This window comes from Ornithinibacillus sp. FSL M8-0202, from assembly GCF_037975285.1.
GTDB classification, from domain to species: Bacteria; Bacillota; Bacilli; order Bacillales; family Amphibacillaceae; genus Ornithinibacillus; species Ornithinibacillus massiliensis.
On record NZ_CP150248.1, the window covers coordinates 743,158 to 764,484 of the forward strand.

At 38.2% G+C, this 21,327-nt stretch carries 22 protein-coding genes; 2 read left to right on the plus strand and 20 right to left on the minus strand.

Annotation, left to right across the window (positions count from 1 at the left end):
- Positions 1 to 35 precede the first annotated feature (35 nt).
- The 19 genes from MKY78_RS03775 to MKY78_RS03865 all read right to left on the minus strand — a co-directional run bounded on the left by MKY78_RS03775 (position 36) and on the right by MKY78_RS03865 (position 19,033).
- Entirely contained in the window at positions 36 to 887 is an 852-nt protein-coding gene (locus MKY78_RS03775; protein WP_339216339.1) for a Cof-type HAD-IIB family hydrolase, read from the minus strand.
- A gap of 344 nt (positions 888 to 1,231) precedes the next feature.
- Positions 1,232 to 2,662: a 6-phospho-beta-glucosidase gene (locus tag MKY78_RS03780; RefSeq protein ID WP_339216341.1), complete on the minus strand. Its 1,431-nt coding sequence runs from the start codon at positions 2,660 to 2,662 to the stop codon at positions 1,232 to 1,234.
- Between the two features lie 54 nt (positions 2,663 to 2,716).
- The gene (gene ascB, locus MKY78_RS03785; RefSeq protein WP_339216343.1) at positions 2,717 to 4,153 is read right to left on the minus strand and encodes a 6-phospho-beta-glucosidase; all 1,437 of its coding nucleotides are present in this window, start codon (positions 4,151 to 4,153) and stop codon (positions 2,717 to 2,719) included.
- 80 nt (positions 4,154 to 4,233) lie between these two features.
- Positions 4,234 to 6,153, minus strand: coding sequence for a beta-glucoside-specific PTS transporter subunit IIABC (locus MKY78_RS03790; protein ID WP_339216345.1), 1,920 nt, complete (start codon positions 6,151 to 6,153; stop codon positions 4,234 to 4,236).
- Between the two features lie 253 nt (positions 6,154 to 6,406).
- Positions 6,407 to 7,255 carry a PRD domain-containing protein gene (locus MKY78_RS03795; RefSeq protein ID WP_339216347.1) on the minus strand — a complete coding sequence of 283 codons (849 nt, stop codon included), beginning with the start codon at positions 7,253 to 7,255 and terminating at the stop codon, positions 6,407 to 6,409.
- A gap of 166 nt (positions 7,256 to 7,421) precedes the next feature.
- Complete coding sequence (locus tag MKY78_RS03800) at positions 7,422 to 7,634, minus strand: hypothetical protein (protein WP_186869132.1); 213 nt, start codon at positions 7,632 to 7,634, stop codon at positions 7,422 to 7,424.
- Between the two features lie 12 nt (positions 7,635 to 7,646).
- Positions 7,647 to 7,796 (minus strand): small acid-soluble spore protein O, encoded by a 150-nt coding sequence (sspO, locus tag MKY78_RS03805; protein ID WP_186869131.1) that lies wholly within the window; start codon positions 7,794 to 7,796, stop codon positions 7,647 to 7,649.
- Between the two features lie 135 nt (positions 7,797 to 7,931).
- Positions 7,932 to 9,038, minus strand: coding sequence for a histidine kinase (locus MKY78_RS03810; RefSeq protein ID WP_339217815.1), 1,107 nt, complete (start codon positions 9,036 to 9,038; stop codon positions 7,932 to 7,934).
- Positions 9,019 to 10,548: a sodium/solute symporter gene (locus MKY78_RS03815; RefSeq protein WP_339216350.1), complete on the minus strand. Its 1,530-nt coding sequence runs from the start codon at positions 10,546 to 10,548 to the stop codon at positions 9,019 to 9,021. Before MKY78_RS03815 ends, MKY78_RS03810 begins: the two co-directional genes overlap by 20 nt.
- Positions 10,548 to 10,892 (minus strand): DUF485 domain-containing protein, encoded by a 345-nt coding sequence (locus MKY78_RS03820; protein ID WP_186869120.1) that lies wholly within the window; start codon positions 10,890 to 10,892, stop codon positions 10,548 to 10,550. The genes MKY78_RS03815 and MKY78_RS03820 overlap by 1 nt, the downstream gene beginning before the upstream one ends.
- Positions 10,893 to 11,165: 273 nt before the next feature.
- Entirely contained in the window at positions 11,166 to 11,909 is a 744-nt protein-coding gene (locus MKY78_RS03825; RefSeq protein WP_339216352.1) for a LytTR family DNA-binding domain-containing protein, read from the minus strand.
- Positions 11,906 to 13,675, minus strand: coding sequence for a LytS/YhcK type 5TM receptor domain-containing protein (locus tag MKY78_RS03830; RefSeq protein WP_339216354.1), 1,770 nt, complete (start codon positions 13,673 to 13,675; stop codon positions 11,906 to 11,908). Before MKY78_RS03830 ends, MKY78_RS03825 begins: the two co-directional genes overlap by 4 nt.
- The gene (locus tag MKY78_RS03835) at positions 13,672 to 15,216 is read right to left on the minus strand and encodes a cation acetate symporter (RefSeq protein WP_339216356.1); all 1,545 of its coding nucleotides are present in this window, start codon (positions 15,214 to 15,216) and stop codon (positions 13,672 to 13,674) included. The genes MKY78_RS03830 and MKY78_RS03835 overlap by 4 nt, the downstream gene beginning before the upstream one ends.
- Complete coding sequence (locus MKY78_RS03840) at positions 15,213 to 15,488, minus strand: DUF485 domain-containing protein (protein ID WP_339216358.1); 276 nt, start codon at positions 15,486 to 15,488, stop codon at positions 15,213 to 15,215. The genes MKY78_RS03835 and MKY78_RS03840 overlap by 4 nt, the downstream gene beginning before the upstream one ends.
- Positions 15,489 to 15,747: 259 nt before the next feature.
- Positions 15,748 to 16,836, minus strand: coding sequence for a DUF4097 family beta strand repeat-containing protein (locus tag MKY78_RS03845; RefSeq protein ID WP_339216360.1), 1,089 nt, complete (start codon positions 16,834 to 16,836; stop codon positions 15,748 to 15,750).
- Between the two features lie 210 nt (positions 16,837 to 17,046).
- Positions 17,047 to 17,172: a hypothetical protein gene (locus MKY78_RS03850; protein WP_339216362.1), complete on the minus strand. Its 126-nt coding sequence runs from the start codon at positions 17,170 to 17,172 to the stop codon at positions 17,047 to 17,049.
- Between the two features lie 80 nt (positions 17,173 to 17,252).
- Positions 17,253 to 17,978, minus strand: coding sequence for a hypothetical protein (locus tag MKY78_RS03855; RefSeq protein WP_339216364.1), 726 nt, complete (start codon positions 17,976 to 17,978; stop codon positions 17,253 to 17,255).
- Positions 17,979 to 18,169: 191 nt separating this feature from the next.
- Positions 18,170 to 18,748, minus strand: coding sequence for a hypothetical protein (locus tag MKY78_RS03860; RefSeq protein ID WP_339216366.1), 579 nt, complete (start codon positions 18,746 to 18,748; stop codon positions 18,170 to 18,172).
- A 54-nt stretch (positions 18,749 to 18,802) separates the two neighbouring features.
- Complete coding sequence (locus MKY78_RS03865) at positions 18,803 to 19,033, minus strand: hypothetical protein (RefSeq protein ID WP_339216368.1); 231 nt, start codon at positions 19,031 to 19,033, stop codon at positions 18,803 to 18,805.
- A 253-nt stretch (positions 19,034 to 19,286) separates the two neighbouring features.
- On the opposite strand from MKY78_RS03865, the gene MKY78_RS03870 reads away from it, so the two are divergent.
- Entirely contained in the window at positions 19,287 to 20,150 is an 864-nt protein-coding gene (locus MKY78_RS03870) for an AraC family transcriptional regulator (protein WP_339216370.1), read from the plus strand.
- Between the two features lie 113 nt (positions 20,151 to 20,263).
- Here MKY78_RS03870 and MKY78_RS03875 read toward each other — a convergent pair whose 3' ends face one another.
- Positions 20,264 to 20,683, minus strand: a complete 420-nt coding sequence (locus MKY78_RS03875) for a carboxymuconolactone decarboxylase family protein (RefSeq protein ID WP_339216372.1) — start codon at positions 20,681 to 20,683, stop codon at positions 20,264 to 20,266.
- Between the two features lie 131 nt (positions 20,684 to 20,814).
- Between MKY78_RS03875 and MKY78_RS03880 the strand changes: the two genes are divergently transcribed.
- Positions 20,815 to 21,255 (plus strand): Lrp/AsnC family transcriptional regulator, encoded by a 441-nt coding sequence (locus MKY78_RS03880; protein WP_339216374.1) that lies wholly within the window; start codon positions 20,815 to 20,817, stop codon positions 21,253 to 21,255.
- Positions 21,256 to 21,327: the final 72 nt, after the last annotated feature.

Genomic DNA, 21,327 nt, shown 5'->3' on the forward strand with positions numbered 1-21,327 from the left:
AGGAGGGCTTTCTTCAAGGACAAGGTAGCATTGATTTATGTATTTAACACATAGTTATTTATAGCATAAGCAACTCCATCCTCATCATTAGATAACGTAACGACATTACTATGACTTTTCACTTCATCAGTAGCATTTGACATGGCAACGGCTAAGCCAGCCACCTTAAACATCGTAATATCATTACCTTCATCTCCAATAGCGATCGTGTCTTTTAACGCGATATTAAAGTGCTCTGCCATTATTTTAAGTGCGTTTCCTTTATTTGCATCCTGATGCATCATATCTATATTGATAGAAGAAGACGCAACATGAATTTCATCTATTAATCCTAATGTTTCTTCTAATCTCTTTTTCTGTATTGGATCTAAAGTTAGGACCATAAACTTCTGTACCGACGAATCTTCTTCTATGATGTCATCTATATTATCGAACAACTTATGCCCATGGACTGTTGGTAATACGGTAAAAATACCAAAGTGCCTATTTTCGTAATTCTCCTGTGGTACCAATCCTGAGGAAAGCACCTTTTCCAGTCGTTCTCCCCAGTCTCTTGGCGCAAATACACCTTTATTAGTTGTTATATTGTACGGAATACCTTCTTTTTCCAATTCCAAATAAATACGCCTAAATTGTTCTGGCTTAAAAACCGTCCTGTGAATCAACTCATCATTGACATATAAAGAAGCACCATTATTGGCTCCAATATGGCATTTCAACCCATATTTCTTTAATACAGGCTTGATTCTATTCATTGCTCTACCAGATAACACCATTATAATATGGCCTTCTCTTTGGGCCTTTAAGATGGCTCGAAGATTTTCTTCACTTATTTCTTTATTAGAATCTAATGTTGTACCATCTAAATCAAGTGCAATTAACTTCATCTTACTCTCCCTTCCTATCAAAATAACTAATATGTCTTGGGTCTTTATACCATGTTCATCTTACTAGTAGTAAAATGAATCGATGGTTACCAAAAGTAAAGCTAGGAAAAACACAAAAGAAATAGATATAAAATCCATAATGAATAATAGTTGCTTCCATAACGATATCTCGACTAACCTGTAGGATAGACATCTGCGATTGTAAGCAGTTGCGTAAGCATAAGCGTGCTCCCTACTACCAATTAACCGCAGTGTCTATTCCCGAGTCAAAAGCAATTATCACCAGTTGGACTATCTCTTTTCTTTCCTATGTTTTTCCTAGCTTTTATCCATTCAAGAACTAATTATAGCTCTTCTCCATTTGTCTTGATCACTTGCTTATACCAATCAAAGCTTTTCTTCTTGGTACGTGTTAATGTTCCATTCCCATCATTATCACGGTCTACATAAATATAGCCGTAGCGTTTTTTCATTTCACCTGTGGAGGCACTAACAATGTCAATTGGTCCCCAGCTCGTATAACCAAGGATATCGACACCATCTTGAATCGCTTCTTTCAACTCTTTTAAATGCGCTTGTAAATATTGAATGCGATAGTCATCGATAACTTCCCCATCTTCATTCGGAACATCTACTGCACCTAGTCCGTTCTCTACTACAAATAATGGTTTTTGATAGCGATCGTATAATTGATTTGCAGTAATACGAAGTCCTTTCGGGTCAATTGTCCAGCCCCATTCTGAAGTTTCTAAGTAAGGATTTCTTACAGATCCAAAAACATTTCCGCTTGTTTGGTTTGCTTGTATTTCTGGATCAGTAGATGTTGTACGACTAGAATAATAACTAAAACCAATATAATCTACCGTATGTTCTTTGAGAATTTTTTCATCGTCTTTTTCCATTTCTAGTTCAATTCCATTATCACGGAAGAAACGTTTAGCATAACCAGGATATTCTCCTCTAGATTGCACGTCTATAAAGAAGAAGGAATCACGGTCCTTATTCATTGCTTCCATCACATCGTCTGGATTACTAGTATATGGATAAGTCATCCCAGCAGCTAGCATACATCCGATCATGGCATCTGGAATAATTTCATGGCCAGCTTTTACTGCTAGAGCACTTGCCACAAGCTGATGATGTGCTGCTTGATATTTGATTTGTTGCTCATTGTCGCCTTCTTCAAATACTAGTCCAGCACCTACAAATGGTAAATGGAGTAGCATATTAATTTCATTAAAGGTTAACCAGTATTTCACTTTATCTTTGTAACGAGTAAATACAGTTCTCGCATATGTTTCAAAAAAATCTACCAGTTTGCGATTTCTCCAGCTACCGTATTCTTTTACTAGATTAACAGGAACATCAAAGTGAGCAAGTGTTACTAGTGGCTCAATATTGTATTTCTTTAACTCGTCAAATACATCATCATAAAATTGTAGTCCAGCTTCATTCGGCTCAGCGTCATCGCCATTTGGGAAAATTCGAGCCCATGAGATGGATAAACGCAATGTCTTAAATCCCATCTCTGCAAATAACGCAATATCCTCTTTATATCTAGAATAAAAATCAATAGCATGATGAGATGGATAAAACTCCTCATCTAATGGCTTATAAGAAGGAAGTTTTCCTTTCATTATCGGAAAACGTTTCTCGCCTGTTGGTAATAAATCTACTGTTGTTAATCCTTTTCCATCTTCTAAATATGCACCTTCTGCTTGATTCGCAGCAAGCGCGCCACCCCATAGAAATCCTTTTGGAAACCCTGTTTTCATACTTTTTTCCTCCTTTATGCAGTTTAGCTAAAAAACGATAGTATTGGAGATGCTTTAGAGTTTTTCTCCATTTGTTGCAATAACATCTTTATACCAGTAAAATGACTTCTTACGTTTACGTTCTAGTGTACCACTTCCATCGTCATGCTTGTCCACATAGATAAAACCATAGCGTTTTGACATTTCACCAGTTGAAGCACTGACTAAATCAATACAGCCCCACGAAGTATAACCTATCATTTCCACTCCGTCTTGAATGGCTTCCCCCATCGCTTTAATATGTTCTCTTAGGTAATTAATCCGATAGTCATCCTGAATCGAGCCATCTTCCTCTACTTCATCATATGCCCCAAGACCGTTTTCCACAATGAATAGTGGTAAACGGTAACGGTCGTATAATTCATTTAACGAAATACGAAGACCAATAGGGTCAATTTCCCATCCCCAATCACTTGCCTGAAGGTATGGATTTTTCACCCCGCTAATCATGTTCCCTTCACCTTTACCTTTATTATTAATTTCCTCCGTACGTGACATATAATAGCTTAGCGAGATAAAATCGACTTTTCCTTGCTTTAATATTTCTAAATCGCCATCTTGAATATCAAGCTTAATATTATGTTCTTGGAAATAACGATTAATAAATCTTGGATATTCCCCAAATACATGTACATCCCCACAGAAATAATTAAACAGACGTTTTTCTTCTAAAGCAAACATTACATTTTCGGGTTTACAGTCAAAAGCATAAACTGGTGCATATAAAATCATACAGCCAATTTGTGAATTAGGAATGATTTCATGACCAAGTTTTACTGCAATAGCACTAGCTAAAAACTGGTGATGGAAAGCTTGGAATGTCGGTTGATATTTGTCTTCTTCTTTGACAATATTAAATCCTAGTCCGTACATCGGTATCCGTAAACCACTATTAATCTCATTGAATGTTAACCAATACCTTACCTTGTCCTTATAACGTTCAAAAATCGTTCTAGCATACCGTTCAAAAAATGTTATAACCTCTCTACTTCTCCAACCACCATACTCTTTTATTAAATGAAGAGGCATCTCATAATGAGATAGTGTAACAACTGGTTCGATATTGTATTTTAACAATTCGTCCAATACATCATCATAGAACTTTAGACCTTCTTCATTGGGCTCTAGTTCATCTCCATTAGGAAATATTCGACTCCACATAATGCTCATTCGATAGGTTTTAAATCCCATTTCTGCAAACAATGCAATATCTTCTTTATAACGATGATAAAAATCTATACCTTCATGATTGGGATAGGTATAGGTTGACTTATCAATCGTGTAGTCAAAGTTTGGGTCTGTTCTTAAAGTCTTTCTGATTTTTCCACCAGGTAAGACATCAGCAAGATTTAAACCTTTCCCACCTTCTTGAAAACCACCTTCTAATTGATTTGCTGCAGTTGCACCACCCCATAAAAAATTCTCTGGAAATACAGATTTACTTGTTTCCATTTTCTATTCCTCCCATGTATAGTCTAATGAAAAAGAAATATGGCGTCTTTCTAATGAACACCATATTTCCTTTTTATCCTTTATCGAATAGTTTGAATGATTACATCTTTTTCACGTACAGTTTTTTCCGTAGTGACATCTATCCCATTGTAATCAATACTATTTGTTACAATGACAGGGGTAATGATTGGGTATCCTGCCTCTTTTATTTTTTCAACATCAAATTCTAGCAATAAATCACCAACACTCACTTGATCACCTTGCTTAACATGAGCAGTAAAATATTTGCCTTCCAATTGCACGGTATCCATTCCAACATGGATTAAAATTTCAGCACCATTTTCAGAAGTAATCCCAATGGCATGATTGGTTTTAAATAAAGTTGTAACAGTGCCATTGACAGGGGACACTACTCTTCCTTCCATAGGTTCGATACCAATACCATTGCCCATTGCTTTTGAAGCAAAAACTTCATCCGGAACTTCGGCAAGTGGCAATACATTTCCTTTAATAGGACTTACAATTTTCTCTTGACTTACATTTTTTACTTCTTTTTCCTCATCATCGTTATTTGTATCCTGTGCTGTAACTTCTTGTTTTTGGTTAACACCACCAAAGAATAGCGTTAGAACGAATGCTAGTACAAATGCAACAACGATAGCAATAATCATACCCCAGAATCCAAAGTTAATTCCTTCTACTGGATCAATAAACGTCGGAATTTTAAATACACCTAAAGGTCCTGCTGAATATAGTGCTGAACCAGTTACAGCAATAATTGCACCACCGACACCGGAAGCAATACAACTCATGATAAATGGTTTTTTCAACGGTAATGTTACACCGTAAATTCCTGGTTCTGTTACACCAAAGAAACCAGATACAAACGCAGGAATACTTAATGATTTTAATTTTTGGTTTTTAGTTAAGATTAAAACCCCGAGAATGGCACCAATTTGTGCAAATGATGCTGCGAACGTCATGGCGATCAATGTGTCATATCCCATTACCGCTAAGTTATTATAGTAAATAGGGATAATTCCCCAATGGATTCCAAAAATAACTAATACTTGCCAGAATCCACCAACCACTAATCCCGCTATAAGAGGTGCTGCTTCATAAACCCATACGACACCTTGTCCAATTGATTGCGCTGCCCAAGTAGCAATTGGTCCAATAATAATAAAGGTTAATGGTACGATTACTAATAGAGTTAAGAATGGTACAAAGAAAGATTTGATTACACTTGGAACAATTCTTACAAAGAACTTTTCTACTTTTGCTGCAAAGAATGTTGCTATAATAATTGGTACAACACTAGATGCATAATCCATTAAAACTACCGGAATTCCAAGGAATGCAATTTGAATGTCTGATTCAAAAACCGTTCCGCTGAATAATGTCATGATGGACTCGCCATCACTAATTCCACTAAGACTAGGATGTACAAGTGCTGCTGCAATTGCCATACCTAAAAATGGTGTTCCGCCAAATTTCTTCATTGCCGTATAGCCTAAGAATATTGGTAGGAATACGAAGAATCCATCTCCTATCGCATTTAATAATAGATAGGTTCCATCCGTATTTTCTAACCATCCTAATGCAAGGAACATGGAGTTAAATCCTTTGATAATACCTGTTGCCATTAATAAAGGCAAAATCGGAATAAAAATATTAGAAACAATATCAATAAAACGTGTAAATATTCCTTGCTTTTGCTCATTATCGTTTTCTTCTACTGGCTTTGCAGCTTGAAAACCACCTTCTTGAATGACTGCTTGATAAACCTCTGGTACGTGATTTCCAATAACCACCTGATATTGACCTGCACTTTTCATAATGGTAACGACACCATTATGGTTTTTTAATGCTTCTGTATTAGCTTTTGATTCATCTTTCAATTTAAATCGAAGTCTTGTCACACAATGACTTACACTGTTAACGTTTTCTTTTCCGCCAACATTAGCAATAATGTCTTTTGCCAATTGTTCGTGCTTCATAATCGGCCACCTTCTCTTTCCCTTATGATATTTTTTAAACTTCGGAATGTTCGTTCTTCTAAAGGTAAATAAAAAACCTGATCTAATTTAATTACACGTATAGCAATATCGTGTGAATTAAATCAGATCAGGTTATGCCCAAAATAGGTAACATTCCTAAATAGAATATTAAATTTTTACGTAAATTAATTTACAAATAGACTATACCATGACAATTTTACTACGTCAACACTTTTTTAATCGCTTTCATAAATCAACTATTTTTTTGTCGATGTGTTACACGATGGATATGAACTGTTAAATATACTTCCTCATCCTTCGACAAAGCCCAATCATACTTCTTCTCAAGGTATAAGGCTATCTTATTGGTACATTCAAACGCTTGTCCATATTTTTGTTTAATTTGTTCATGTAAAAATTCATCTACGGTATCTTCCATTTTCTCTTTTCGAATAAATCGGATGGAAAAATATCGCAAATGTGTAATGAATCTCTCATAATTGATTGAATTCTCATCTAAATCCATTTGAAAATGATATTTCACTATGTTCAACACACTGTTCACCATATCGGTTACTTTTATAGCTAAATCCATATTTTCTCCAGAAATTTGGCTATTTACTAGATGTAGTGCAATCGATGCTGCCTCATCCTCGTCTAAACGAATTCCTGTTTCTTCCTCAATAAACTCCACTGCTTTCAAGCCAATATCAAACTCATCCTTATAATATTTTCTAATTTCATACAGTAACGAGTTCTTTAATTGTATGCCATTTCGATGCCTACTTATCGCAAAACTAATATGATCCGTCAAGGCCACATATAAATATTCATCTAACTTGTAAGGTAGTTTCGATTGCGCGAAATCAAGAATTTCAGATGCAATGTCTAGATATTTTTCAGAAGTATCTTTCAGCAATTGTAAAAGTTTCTCCGATATACCAGAATTCTGAAGCACAAATGTCTTTTCAATCTTCGCTTCATCAATTAGTTGCCCAACCTTTTTCTGAAAGGCAAGTCCTTTCCCCATCACGACTAATTCTTGCTTTTGACTGTTTTCAGTTATAACTACATTATTATTTAATATTTTTGAAATTTTCATTTAATCAAGGTGCTCCTTATTGGTATAACTTATCTGATATTTACCATACTTCACCGATAATAGTCAAAGAAAATGATATGAAAAAAGTGCCTGGTGTATAGTACCCCATCCTTAGAAAGCTTTACTTTCTAAGGATGGAGAAAAACTTTTACGCCAAGCACTCCCACTAATATTCAAACCGCTTATCTCGGTGCATTTCCTCAAATCGCTTCATTTTCTCATCCTTAATTTGATTGAAGGAAGCGAGGGCATTTCGATTAATATTGGTAGTCATTCCCACTTGGGAGGTCATCCCAATTTGTGTACCATATGATTGGTATAGCAAATTTTCTAGTTTCCCATCGTAATGTGGTATGGATTCCGTATAACGACGTGGCATGTAATTACTCCTTTATTGACGCTTTTTAGTCTTTTTATTGTTATACTTCTCATTCGGTGTCAGTGGCTCATTAGCAAACTCATGATCGAACTGCTTCGATAGCTTCTTTCTTGCTGCCTGCTCATCACTAAAACCACCACTACTTAGCTTCTTCTTGCTCATAAGAACACCTCCACGTTTAGTTTTTACATGTTGCAGCAAATTATGAATCCTCTGTTAGGAACAAAAAAAATCGCGACTAAATTACAAACAAGCGGCTACGTTCAGGTCATATAACCTAAACGTAGCCGCTTCTCATCATGGTTTCATTCGAATAATTATTTTCGTTCCTTTGCCTTCATTACTGATTAACTCAAAGGTTGTATTTTTAATTAATTTCATTTTTTCATATGGATTTTTAAAGCCTAATCTGTTACTACTACCGTAAAGCAATTCTGCTTGTTTTTCCTCTGGAATGCCGATCCCATCATCTTCGACTATAATGAGAACTATTCCATCCTCTCGCTTCACAGTGAAAGTTAGGGTTCCACCTTGGTTTTGTTTGGAAATTCCATGAGTAATGGCATTTTCAACTAATGGCTGAATCGTCATCGTTGGAATCACCATATCGATTTCCTCATCTATGTCATAGATAACCTGTAGTCGGTCCCCAAACCGAAGCTTCTCTATTGCTACATACGATTGAACAAATTCAATTTCATTAGCTAACGGAATCAGCTCCTGGTGGATTTGAGAATCTAATTTCGAGCGAAAATAAATCGATAAATGCTCCAAGGCCTCACGAGATTTCTCTGGATTTTCATAGCTTAATGCGATTATAGTATTCAATGTATTATAAAGAAAATGTGGAGCTATTTGTCCCCTGTAATATTTCAATTCACTTTGGATACTCTTACGAAATGAATCTTTAATTAATAATAACGATTGAACTCTTGAAATAAATTCCCTCATTTCCACTGGCTTCGCTATCACGTCATTCGCACCTAATTGAATATAATACGGCATATTTTGACCTGTAACAGATAACATTAAAATCGGTAATTCAGCTAACGCATACTCATCTCGAATTTGCTTTGTTAATTTTTGACCTACTCCGTCCTCGGCTACTCCATCAATGATTGCCAAATCAATCGCTTCCTGCTTGAAGAACGTATACGCATCACTACTATTCGTACATCCAATAACTGAATAACCATTGTTTACCAGCACTTTCATCATATAGCGAAGATGCTGATGATCATGGTCTAACAGGAGTATAATTTTCGAATGTTGCTGTTGGTACTGTTTTATGGGGTAGCGATCTTCCTCAGTGGATTCATAGGTAACAGATGCGGCTACTTCTTGAGCCTGAGGTAATAGAGGTAAACAGTTGATATTTTGATCTTTACTCCCTGTATCCAGTATTGGCTCTTACCTTCACCTCTGCATAGCGCTTCAAATCATATTCCTTCGAGAACATTGTACCAAGATAACCACCTAGGAACCCTAATGGCACACTGACTAATGCTGGGTTATCAAGTGGGAAAATTGGGTTTCCAACAAATAATGCAGCACCTTCCACTGGTGAGAAAACACTTGGACTAATCGATACTAAAATTAACGCTGATCCTAGTCCGGAAACAACCGCCCAGACAGCACCAGATGTATTAAATCGTTTCCAATACACGGTGTATAGAATAACTGGTAAGTTAGCACTTGCTGCGATACAGAAAGCAAGTGAAACTAAGAACGCAACATTTAAATATTGTGCACCAAGTGATAACAGAATTGATAGGACCGATACGCCTAATGCTGCATAACGAGCTGCTTTTACTTGTTGCTGTTCAGTAATATTCCCTTTTTTAATAATTTGCCCGTAAATATCATGTGCAAATGCAGATGCCCCGGATAATACAAGCCCTGCCACAACCGCAAGAATCGTTGCAAAGGCTACTGCGCATATGAAGGCGAATAAAATATTCCCACCAATTGCCTCTGCAAGTAGCGGTGCAGCCATATTCCCACCAGGGTTTGCAGCTAAAATATTACTCTCTCCAACAAAAATTGCAGCCCCGAAACCTAAGAATAAGGTTAAAATATAGAAAATTCCAATCGTCCAAGTAGCTGTAATAACCGAACTTCTTGCTGTTTTCGCATCCTTTACCGTGAAGAAGCGCATAAGAATATGTGGTAGACCTGCCGTTCCAAGTACTAAGGCAAGCATCAATGAAATTGTCCCTAATGGGTCATCATATTTAATCCCAGGATTTAAGTAATCTGCCCCATGACTTGTTGCTGATTTCACCTCGGTAAACATAGCCCCAATGTTAAAGTTAAACTTCCATAATACGATGAAGGAGACAATGACAATACCAGCCATCAAAAGAACTGCCTTCGTAATTTGAACCCAGCTCGTCGCGATCATGCCACCGAACAACACATAAATTGTCATCATAACCCCGACAATTAATACCGCAATCCAATATGGAATATCAAATAAAAGTTGGATAAGTGCTCCAGCACCAACAAGCTGTGCAATCATATAAAACAATACAATGGTTATCGTACTAAGCGCCGCAACCCCTCTTACCTTCTTCGCATCGAAGCGGGAGTTAATCATATCAGCAAGTGTATATTTTCCAAGGTTCCGTAGTGGCTCTGCAACTAATAACAACACCACTAAATAAGCAATTAAAAATCCAATACTATAGAAAAATCCGTCAAATCCTTGTAGGGCAATAGCACCTGCAATTCCCAAGAAGGATGCTGCCGATAAATAATCCCCAGCAATGGCAAGACCATTTTGCCAGCCAGTCAACCCACCACCAGCAGTATAAAAATCACCCGCTGATTTTGTCCGCCTCGCTGCGTAATACGTAATAAATAAAGTCAAGGCAACAATGGCTAGAAATAGAATGATAACAATTGGATCCATTAGGCATTACCTCCTTTTTTTATCTGTTTAGCGATAATCTCATCTGCCTGCTTGTCAAAGGAAGCCGCCCTTTTCACATAAAGTGTACAGATAACCCACGTCATAACAAACTGGGCAACCGCAAATACCCAAGCCCATGTTATATCACCAATAGCCGGTGTATTTAAAAACGTTCCATATGAAGTCGAGATCGGTAGTAAAAAGTAAAACACTAAGAAGAAAATGGTCATCGGGACAATAAACCTCTTCTTATTTTGCATAAACTGTTTAAACTCTGGACTACTTTCCACTTTTTCAAAATCGATGTTGCTATTCTTCTGTTGATTTAATTTCGGTTCAGCCATTATCCATCCCCCTTATATTGTAAGCGCTTACCAAATATTATAATTATTTTGGACATTCAAAATATAAAGTTAGCGCAAACGGTAGGATTTTGAGGATGAATGGTGTTAATTCTAGGGTCAACGGTTAGGAAAACATGTTCGAAAACGAGTTGCCCACCAAAGTCCCTTTCAAGCATAGAAACATAGATAAAAAAAGAGTCCACTACCTCAATAGTGAAACTCCTCTACATACCGTACGATACTATTCCAATAAGTAGTGACAGAATAACCAAATCATACTTGGAATGTATTCAATATACTTTTACTCGCTGACCTACTCACAGGAATCACTGTCCGACGCTTATCCCTCAACGTCAAATTACTCGTTCCATTAAACCATGGTGTAATCTCTAACACATGATTCAAGTTCACTAAGTAGCTTCGATGTGCACGGAAAAATTGATGACCAGAAAGCTTATCCTCTAACTCCTGTAATGTCATCCTACTCATTATCACCTTATCCTCAGTATGGATTTCCAGTTGCCGATTGTTTGGCACGGCATAATAAATCGAATCCGGGGCTAAGACAACCATCCTTTCCCCATCATCCACCAGCAATTTAGAAGTAGTCGTCTTCACCTCCTGCTTTCCGTCCTGCACCTTCTTCGCAACACTCTTCCGAATTCGTGCCACTGCCTTCTTAAACCGCCCTTCATCATAAGGCTTCAATAAATAATCCACTGCCTCAATTTCAAATGCATCTAATGCATACTCATCATAAGCAGTCGTAAAAATAAATAATGGTTTCTCATCACCCGCTTGTTCGGAAATATATTTTGCAGCTTCCACTCCAGTAAACCCCGGCATCTCCACATCAAGAAATATCACATCCGGCTTATGCTCGGTATATAACTCGATCAATTGTTCACCGGTTTCTGCATGTGGTGTGAGAATAAAATCTTTTTCATCCTTTAATAAATAGAGCAATTCCTTTCTTGCCATCATTTCATCCTCAGCAATCATCGTACGAATATTCATCCCATCACCTGCTTTTCTTCCATCTGATTTGGAACCGGAATTGAAAACCTTACTTCACTACCACCACCTGGCAAATTTCGAACATGTAGACCCGCCGAATCGCCAAGCAAATGAACTAAACGCTGATTCACATTATACAAGCCAGTTCCACCATTTTGATTGTTTATTAACGGTTTATGACTAATAAGGGGTAAAATATGCTTAGGAATTCCACTCCCATTATCCCTTACGATAACGGTTAGTAAATCATCTGTCTTCTTCATTTTAATCTCTACTGTAGCACCATCTGTCACATTTTTCAGTCCATGTTGTACGGCATTCTCAACTAGTGGCTGAATGGTGGATGGTGGAATATAAATATTTGTCATATCAGCTGGTATATCCATCGATATTTTCAACCGATTTTTAAATCGCTCTTGGATAATGGAAGCATAGGCTTGCACATGCTCACACTCCTTCTCCAACTCCACCAATGACCTTGATACAAGCCGTAAATTGAACCGCATATAGCTCGCAAGCTGGAGAGTAAGGTGTCTCGCTGTCTTCGGTTCCTCTCGAAATAACGAAGCAATTAACTGCAAGGTGTTAAAGAGAAAATGTGGGTTAATTTGGGCTTGTAGATTTCTTAATTCCGCATCACGAATATGTTCTTTTAATTTTTCTGTTGTTAGAACATTTAACTGATTCGAAATAAATTGACCTAGCCCCTCGGCAAGCATCAGCTCGACTGGGGTAATTTGCTGTCCTTTGCGAAAATAAAAGGTAATGAGATTCGCTACCTCATCTGCCTCTATTATCGGGATAATGATCGCCGCTTCAAGTGGACATTTTTCCTCTACACAGGGAATCTCTGACTTCATATAGGCTACTTGCATTCGCTTTGTTTCCAACACCTTTTTTTCTAATGGCGTATTAATCGCATCTCCTACCCGATGATGGCTATCTCCCAATCCGACATGGGCAAGAACCTCCTGCCTATTGGTAACCGATACCGCAGCAAGCTCCAAGCGGTCATACAGCAAAGTAGCAAGCCCACTGGCTACATCCATATGCGAATCCTCCTTCAAATAAGGAAGTGCTTCCTCCGCTATCGTTAAAGCCTGCTTCGTTGCAATCGCAGCCTCATGCTCCTGCTCCTTCATCACAACACGAATCATCGTCGTAAAAATAGCAATGGCAATACTATTAGATAACACCAGTGGCAAGCCAATTTGGTCTACCACCTCTACCATTCCATCACCATTGGTATACATAATAAGAAGTAATTGCATCTGCAAAATTGGTGGAAATACCCCAATAAACAATGCCTTCCAAGGGGAAATAACCCGCTCATTAGAAAAAAAACTTGCTGTCATTCCGGCAAGAATCCCGGTAATCGGGTTCACTAATCCATTCGCAATCCAGCCTACTCCACCTAAACACATCAAATGAATCCCCGCTATCAGTCCAGCCCCAAGCCCAACAACCGGTCCACCTAAGAGTCCAGCAATCACAATCGCAACAAGACTTAAGCTGACAATAAGCTTGTCATCGTCTACTGGAAAAATTACAAAAGCATGCGTAATCTCACCTTGCCCTGTAATAATAACCCCAGTAACCGTACTAGCAATGCCAAACAAACCAAATACTACCGCATGAACAACCGCCATTTTCCAACTAAACTCTCGGTACAATAAAGACTTAAACCCCGGAGTACGAGTTAACACAAATGCAATCACAAGCAATATCCCTAATCGCTCAAATAATATGATCGTTAAATCCTTCATGAGCCCTCTCTCCTTGGCGAGATACCAGTTTGTGCTTGTATATCGAACTGCCTAAATTCGGCCTCTGTCTGCTTTTGTTTCGGTGAAAAGACCGTTCCCACAAACGCACCGATAAAGCCTATAGGAATCGCAATGATTCCTGGATTATAAAGCGGTATGACCGCTTCCCTCTCAATCCATCCACCATCCAGATTCATAATATGTGGCCCTAGTAGCACGAATAACACTGCCACCACTAGTCCACTTATCATTCCTGTAATTGCACCGCATTTAGTGAAGCGCTTCCAATAAATCGTTAAAAGCAAAACCGGAAAGTTACTAGCTGCTGCCACGACAAAAGTTAGCGAAACAAGAAATGTCACATTAATCGCCTCAAGCTGCAATGCAAATAACGTAGAAATTAACCCAATCCCAAGAGCCGTCCAGCGTGCAGCCGTTAGTTGCTCCTTCTCTGTTGATTTTCCCTTCTTCCAAATATGATGGAAAATATCATGAGAAAAAGCTGTCGTTGCTGAAATAACCAGCCCTGCCACTACTGCAACAATAGTGGTAAAGGCAATCGCAGACACAAATGCCAGTAAGAAGTCTCCCCCAACCTCTCGAGCTAATAGTGGCGCCGCGAGATTCCCAGTAGGGTCTGTCGCAACGAGCGACTCATACCCAAGTAACGCAACCGTCCCAAGCCCTAACACGAGTGTCATCAAATAAAAAAGTCCAATAATCCAAGTCGAGCTAATTAAGGAACGGCGAACCTCAAACGTATTTCGTACCGTAAACAGTCGAATTAAAATATGCGGAAGCCCTGCCGTACCTAGTACTAAGGCGAGCTGAAGCGAAAAGAACTCCATCGAATTATCAAATTGATGACCCGGTAAGAAAAAATCTCCCCCAAGTGGCGTTCCTTCCTTCACCCGATTAACAAGAGCAGTAACATCCCAGTTGAAATTAGATAACACGATTAGAGAAAGCAGAAATGTCCCCGACATGAGCACCACTGTTTTCACAATTTGCACCCAAGAAGTTGCTACCATTCCACCCAACACGACATAGATAGTCATTAACCCACCAATAATTAGTACCGAAATCGAGTAATCAATATCTAATAATAATCTCAGGAGAAATCCCGAAGCGACCAGCTGTGGAATCATATAAAGAATCGAAATAATGAACGCACCAATCGCCATAATCAGCCGCATATGATTCCCCGGAAATCGCGAGCAAATCACATCCCCAAGCGAATATTTTCCAAGACGATGCACTGGCTCCGCTACTATAAACAACACAACTAAATAAGATACAAGAAAGCCAATCGAATATAAAAAGCCATCAAACCCGCTAATCGCAATCATCCCAACAATACCAAGAAAGGACGCCGCACTTATAAAATCCCCTGCAATAGCCATACCATTTTGAAAGCCTGTCAAACTACCAGCAGCCGTATAGAACCGATTGGTCGTGTTACTACGCTTTGCTGCCCAATAGGTAATAATCAACGTACAGACAATAATACATATAAAAAATAAGAAATACGTTAAATTCACGACAACTCCTCCTGCATGAGCTCGTCTATTCTCTGGTCAAACTTTTTCGACTTCCAATGATACAACCATCCCATCAGCCAAGTCATCGGAATTTGTAGGAACCCATATAACCAAGCCCAGGTCACCCCTGGAATTACACTAATTTGGTTCATCCCATCTGGGAAGAAAAGAAGTGACAATGGCAGCATGAAATAAAAAATAAAAACCATCATCATAGCAAGAACAACCATCCGCTTTTTCTCTTGAATCAAGCTCATTACACGCTCCTCCATTGCCATCCTCCTTAAGTAAAAGTCTGTATTTTTATATAATTCAAAAATAACCAAAATGAATATCCTTGTAAAGGTATTTGATTTCATCCGCATATTACTTTTTAGAGCAAAGCCCATGTTCCTAGCAGATCTTCTTGCATACACCATTAGTAAGAAAAAAATGCTCGGGATAAACCCCAAGCATTTTTACCATAACCATTATGTGCGGAAGCCGCCTAATCAACGTTTCCCCATTACGCCACGATAATGAAAAAACGCCTTATACATTCACAGGTGCTTTCGTATATATTTTAATATCACCAGCCGACGATTTAATTCGAATGGAATTCTCCCCGTCTCCAGTCACACCAGTCAATCGCCTCGATTGTCCATCCCTTTCAAAGGGGAGATTAGTTTCCATGTCAGAGGAATAAGCGATATCATATGCTGCATTTAATCCAATTACCTGATCAATTTCAACCGCAATATCGCCCTTCCATGAATCTAACTGAACCGTAGCATAATCCACTATTCCAAGGTCAAAATCTCCTGAAATGGATTTTCCATTTAATCCTCCAGAGAACTCGTTTAACTCAACATCTCCAGACTTCGTATCTACTGTTAAACTTTCCACCTGAATACGATCCGCCTCGACATCCCCTGATCTAACGTCAATCATTCCTTTAACCATGATTACATCCTCTAGCTCCACATCCCCAGAGGCTAGCGCAATCTCCATATGCTCCCCGCGAATATCCGTTAACGTAAGATCCCCTGAAGCAGCCTTTGCATACGTCGACCCAGCAACTAGCTTAGCGATTTCAATATCCCCTGAGCTAGTCTGCAAATAACATTCCTCTGCACGTAATTTATTCGCTTGAATATCACCAGATGTACAATGAAGCTTTATCTGATGCGCCTTAATATCTGAAAGGCTCGCATCACCTGATGCAGTATGAACCGAAATAGCCTTAGCACTTAGCTGCGACACCGTAACATCACCTAATCTCGTACTAATTTTCCATCCTTCCGCTATATCATCCGGGACAAATAGCTGCATTTTTACCGTGGGAGAAAATTCAATGATGAATCGTTCCTTACTCGTTTTCATAAATGTAATGTCCAACACATCATCCGTATGATCAACTAACATTTCAGGCCCATCCTCATATGAAGTAAAGACAATGGTTATATTCGCTTCCTGATGCTTCATTACCTCTACATCAATATCCGACGCCGCAATATGTATTTCCTTTAAACTCGTGACACCCAAAACTTCCTTCCTCACCACTTCTTTTTTCACAAAGGCACTTCTCGCACTATCCACAATCCGGTTTAAAATAGAATCAGCCGTCTTCTCCTTACTCATCAACACCACACCCTCTTCGATTAATAACTACTTAAATTGTACTAGCTTTTACAAGAAGAAACTAGTAACTAGGGAAGGAAATGTTCTCAGACTTGAGACGGATTTGGTGGGGGGAGTTTGGGCGCATGTACACACTTTTGGGCACATGTTCTTGCGGGATGGGGGCATGTACTTTTCATTTGGGTGCATCTTTCCTCAGGTTGGGCCCATTTACTTCTCGTTTGGGCGCATCTTTCCTTGGGGCGGGCTTATCTTCTTCTCGCTTGGGCGCATCTTTCCTCGGGACGGGCTCATCTCTTTATCATTTGGGCGCATCTTTCCTTGGGTTGGGCCCATTTACTTCTCATTTGGGCTCATCCTACCTCGGGACGGGCCCATCTCCTTCTCACTTGAGCGCACCCTACCTCACTTAAGGCTCACCCCCTTCCAGTCATACACGCTGATTCACTAATCATTAAACTCAGTTTCAAACGTCCTAACCACTTCTCCGATTCACTCATGGTTCTTATCACACCATTTGTTTCTTCATGGTATTCCAGTCCTTCTACTGGTATGTATTCAACATGTACTTTGGCGATTCGGTGTGCAATCATCGCCCACTCTGCATCTGTCATCCTTGCCTTTGAAAGGTCACGAATATAGTTCGCACTTTCTCTTGAAAAGGAACAGGAGCCTGCGGTTATGTCTACTTCTTTCCCTAGCTCCAGTGAGCAAATCTTGTTCGTTATTTTTTCCGTTTCGATCCATTCCGGTGGATGGGTGTTCATCGCTCGTTCCGTACGTCCTAGAATAAGGTAGTCATATGAGGGCATACGTGATACTAATTGCTTTAACTCCATTAAATAGTTGTTCGCCCATGTTAATAGCCGGTCGAAATCACAGTAATGGAAATAGGAGCTTTGACCGGTCAGACCAAATTTCACCACTTCCCTGCGAGCATGGGCTGCTCCTTGCTTAGGTGTCCTCTTCACATTAAATTCGCTATTTTCCACTACATTAATCAGCTCGGGTGATGATTCCTCACTAATCGTAAGGAAAAGCTCCCCATATATATCCTTTAATGCATCCTGTAACGATTGAAAAAGAGCCAAATTTTTACCCTTTGGATCGTGTGTAACGGCTAAAAGCGCAACTTGCGACATCCTGTTAACCTCCGTTATATAAATTTAGGAGCGATACTACAATATACCCTGCAATAATAAAAAATCAACGGATACTGTCTAAGTAACTAAAATAATACATATTTTTTCTAACGAATAGGAAAACCAACACGAATAGGTCCACCATCCAATTGGAGGCAATGACTATTCAAGCTTCATTCTCTCCTCATCTCTTAAACAAAACATTCACGTATTCTAGGTACTAATTCCTTAAATCGAAAGTAAAAGTCTTTTATTGGAATGACAGCAAGATAGGAAGAGACTTGACTATTAGCTAATATACAATCATCATAAATTAAATTAATATGTAGTCTCTTTTGAGGTACCTTTCCTGTTTGCCATAACCACTTCGATAGATCACTATATAATTCTTGCTCTGCTTCAGCAATAGACATTTTAATGGAAAATTCACCTACAAAACTCCCCCACCAAACCCGGAAGCCTTTATAAACTTCATCAAAGCTAATTAAATTCTCCGAAGTCTGTTCCAATAATTTCTGGTAAAATAAATTTTTATTCTCATAAAATAAGGTTAAGTCGGTACCCTGAGTGGTAAATATCCTTTCCGTGACTTCTTCCCACAGTTCCTTATACTTTAGTTCAAAGTCTTCTTGGAATACTATGTTGGTTGATAGATAAGGAAATTTTAGTTCTTCATTAATTAGACTTTGATTTAGATAGATATTTTGTATGTATATCAAATAATTTAACGTAATCGACGCGTCTGTCTCCATCACAAATGTGTTTTCCATATTTCACCACCTATTATGTTATCCCCCGCTACAATTAGTCCTACCATTAAAAAACTATTTCTTCCATTCATCTGAATCATAAATTAATAGAAAAGCCCCAATTAATAATGGAATTAATAGTAGAAAGTAGACTGGAGTAGGGATATAATCAAAACCCCAATACGTTAAACTTGGAGGAGCTATTTGGTCAATATAATGTGCTAATAACGAGATCATGATAACTAATGAAGAAACTAGTAACGTAATGCTAATAATAATAAGTCCATATAGCTTATTTCGAGACAAACGAAATTCCTCCTTTTAAATAGAATCATAGAAATTTTCATCTCACATACAACCACCCCCATTTTAACATTAATTCCCAAACAAAACCTGAAAACAACAAAAACATTCAGTATATTCCCCCAAATCCAATGACATCTGGGAAACAAACGAAACCAATTAACTCTTCATCACATTTCGATATTTATTATGTTAAAAATGTCGAGTATTTGATAGGCTTCTCTGCTATGATGTAGACATGAAAAGGAGGGATATATTGTTAAAAGAATTAAATCAAGTGATGGATTATATTGAGGAGCGTTTAACCGATGATTTATCTTTAGAAAAGGTTTCTGAATTTGCTGGGGTTTCCGATTATCACTTTCGAAAAATATTTTTTTATCTCTCAGGAATTACACTAAATGAATATATAAAAAACAGAAGATTGTCAGAAGCAAATAAGGATTTATTACGAGGAGCAACCGTTACCGAGGTTGCGTTTCACTATGGTTATCAGTCAGTGGATGGCTTTACTAGAGCATTTAAGCGGTGGAGTGGATTCTTACCTTCCGATGTAATAAGGAAAGGGTTAAGCAAATCATTTCCGAGAATTTCTTTTGTCATAACGGTTAAAGGAGGAAATAGTATGGAATTTAGAATCGAGGAAAAACCAGCCTTTCATTTGGTTGGTGTAAGTAAACGTGTTCCTATACAATTCGAAGGGGTTAATCAAGAGATTGTGAAGCTTGCAGAAAGTATAACAGACGAGCAAAGAAAAGCAATGCGCTCCCTTCAAAATATAGAACCATATGAAATTATCAATGCATCCTACAACGCTGATGCTAATTTCATAAAAGAAGAAGGCGATTTAACGCACATGATCGGGGTTTTAACTACCGAAACTGACGTAAGTCCACTATTAGAAAAAGTACCAGTCGAAGCCTGTACCTGGGCAATCTTCCCAAATGAAGGACCATTTCCATCGACTTTACAAGAAACCATGGCAAAAACCTATTCAGAATGGCTTCCGTCCTCCGATTATGAACTAATTCATGCACCAACCTTTTCCTTTACAAAAATGGATGAGCATCAAAAGGATTATGCGTACAGTGAAGTTTGGATCCCTGTTCGGAGGAAATAACAGCAAAGAGCAACGCAGCCGCGATACCCGAAAAGCTAGATTTTCTACTCTACCTTCCGAAGGGCATTACCTATGCGTTGCTCCTATACGTTATCCCCTATATTCACTTACTACTATACACGCTCACCTGGTTCTAATTTCATCATTGCCCCAAAATATTGAGAGGCAGTAGTAAAGGTGACAAATGCACATAATTCACTTATTTCCTCTACTGTCATGTATTCTTTCAATACCTCAAACGTGGAATCGGCTATATCCCCTTTTTGTTTTAAAAAGACTTCTGCAAATCCTACCGCAATAGATGTTTTTTCATCAAAGCTAGCTGGATCTGGTTTTCCTTTAGCCTTACAATAGGCACATCCATTACGCTGAGCTAGTGTTCTTCTTACTTGTTCCTTTAATGCAGCCGTTAGCTTCCCATCTTTTTCTAACACATCACCTAACTGACTCCACTTTTCCATTACATCCTTATTATGTCCTAACAATCGTTGAAATGGTGTTCCCCCGAATGTTGATTCTACAATTCTTGCCATATCATTTCCTCCATATTCTATCAATATGGTAAAATTATATATAATTATTTTGTTAAATCACATTAAATTATAAATGATTATCGATTTATTCCTTTGCAAAATAAATAATTATCGGAGGATAACTTTAAAAAATGAAAATAGATGATATTGACTTAAAAATAATCGACGAACTCCATAAAAATAGTCGTTTATCGATGAGCGAGCTTGGAAGAAGGGTCAATCTTTCCTCACCATCTGTAACAGAACGAGTAAGACAAATGGAATCCTTTGGAATCATAAAAAAATATACAGTAGAGCTAGATTACGAGAAATTAGGCTTACCGATTCAGTGCATTATCGAGGCAACGGTAAAAAATGGAGACTATCAATCTTTTAAACGGTTTATAGAGAAGCTTCCAAACGTAGAATTTTGTTATCGAATTGCAGGAAGCGCCTGTTATATGGTAAAAATTCAATTTGACAGCTTCACTAATGCAGAAAAGTTCATCGATGAAGTAAGTCCGATCGCACAAACAGTAACACATTTTATTTTTTCTCAAGTTCCTACCAATCTTTCATTCAATTTGGATTGAAGTCAAAAAAACTCCCCCTAAGGACAACAGTTTTTTTAATCTGTCAGCTTAAGGGGAGGAAATAAAATCAAC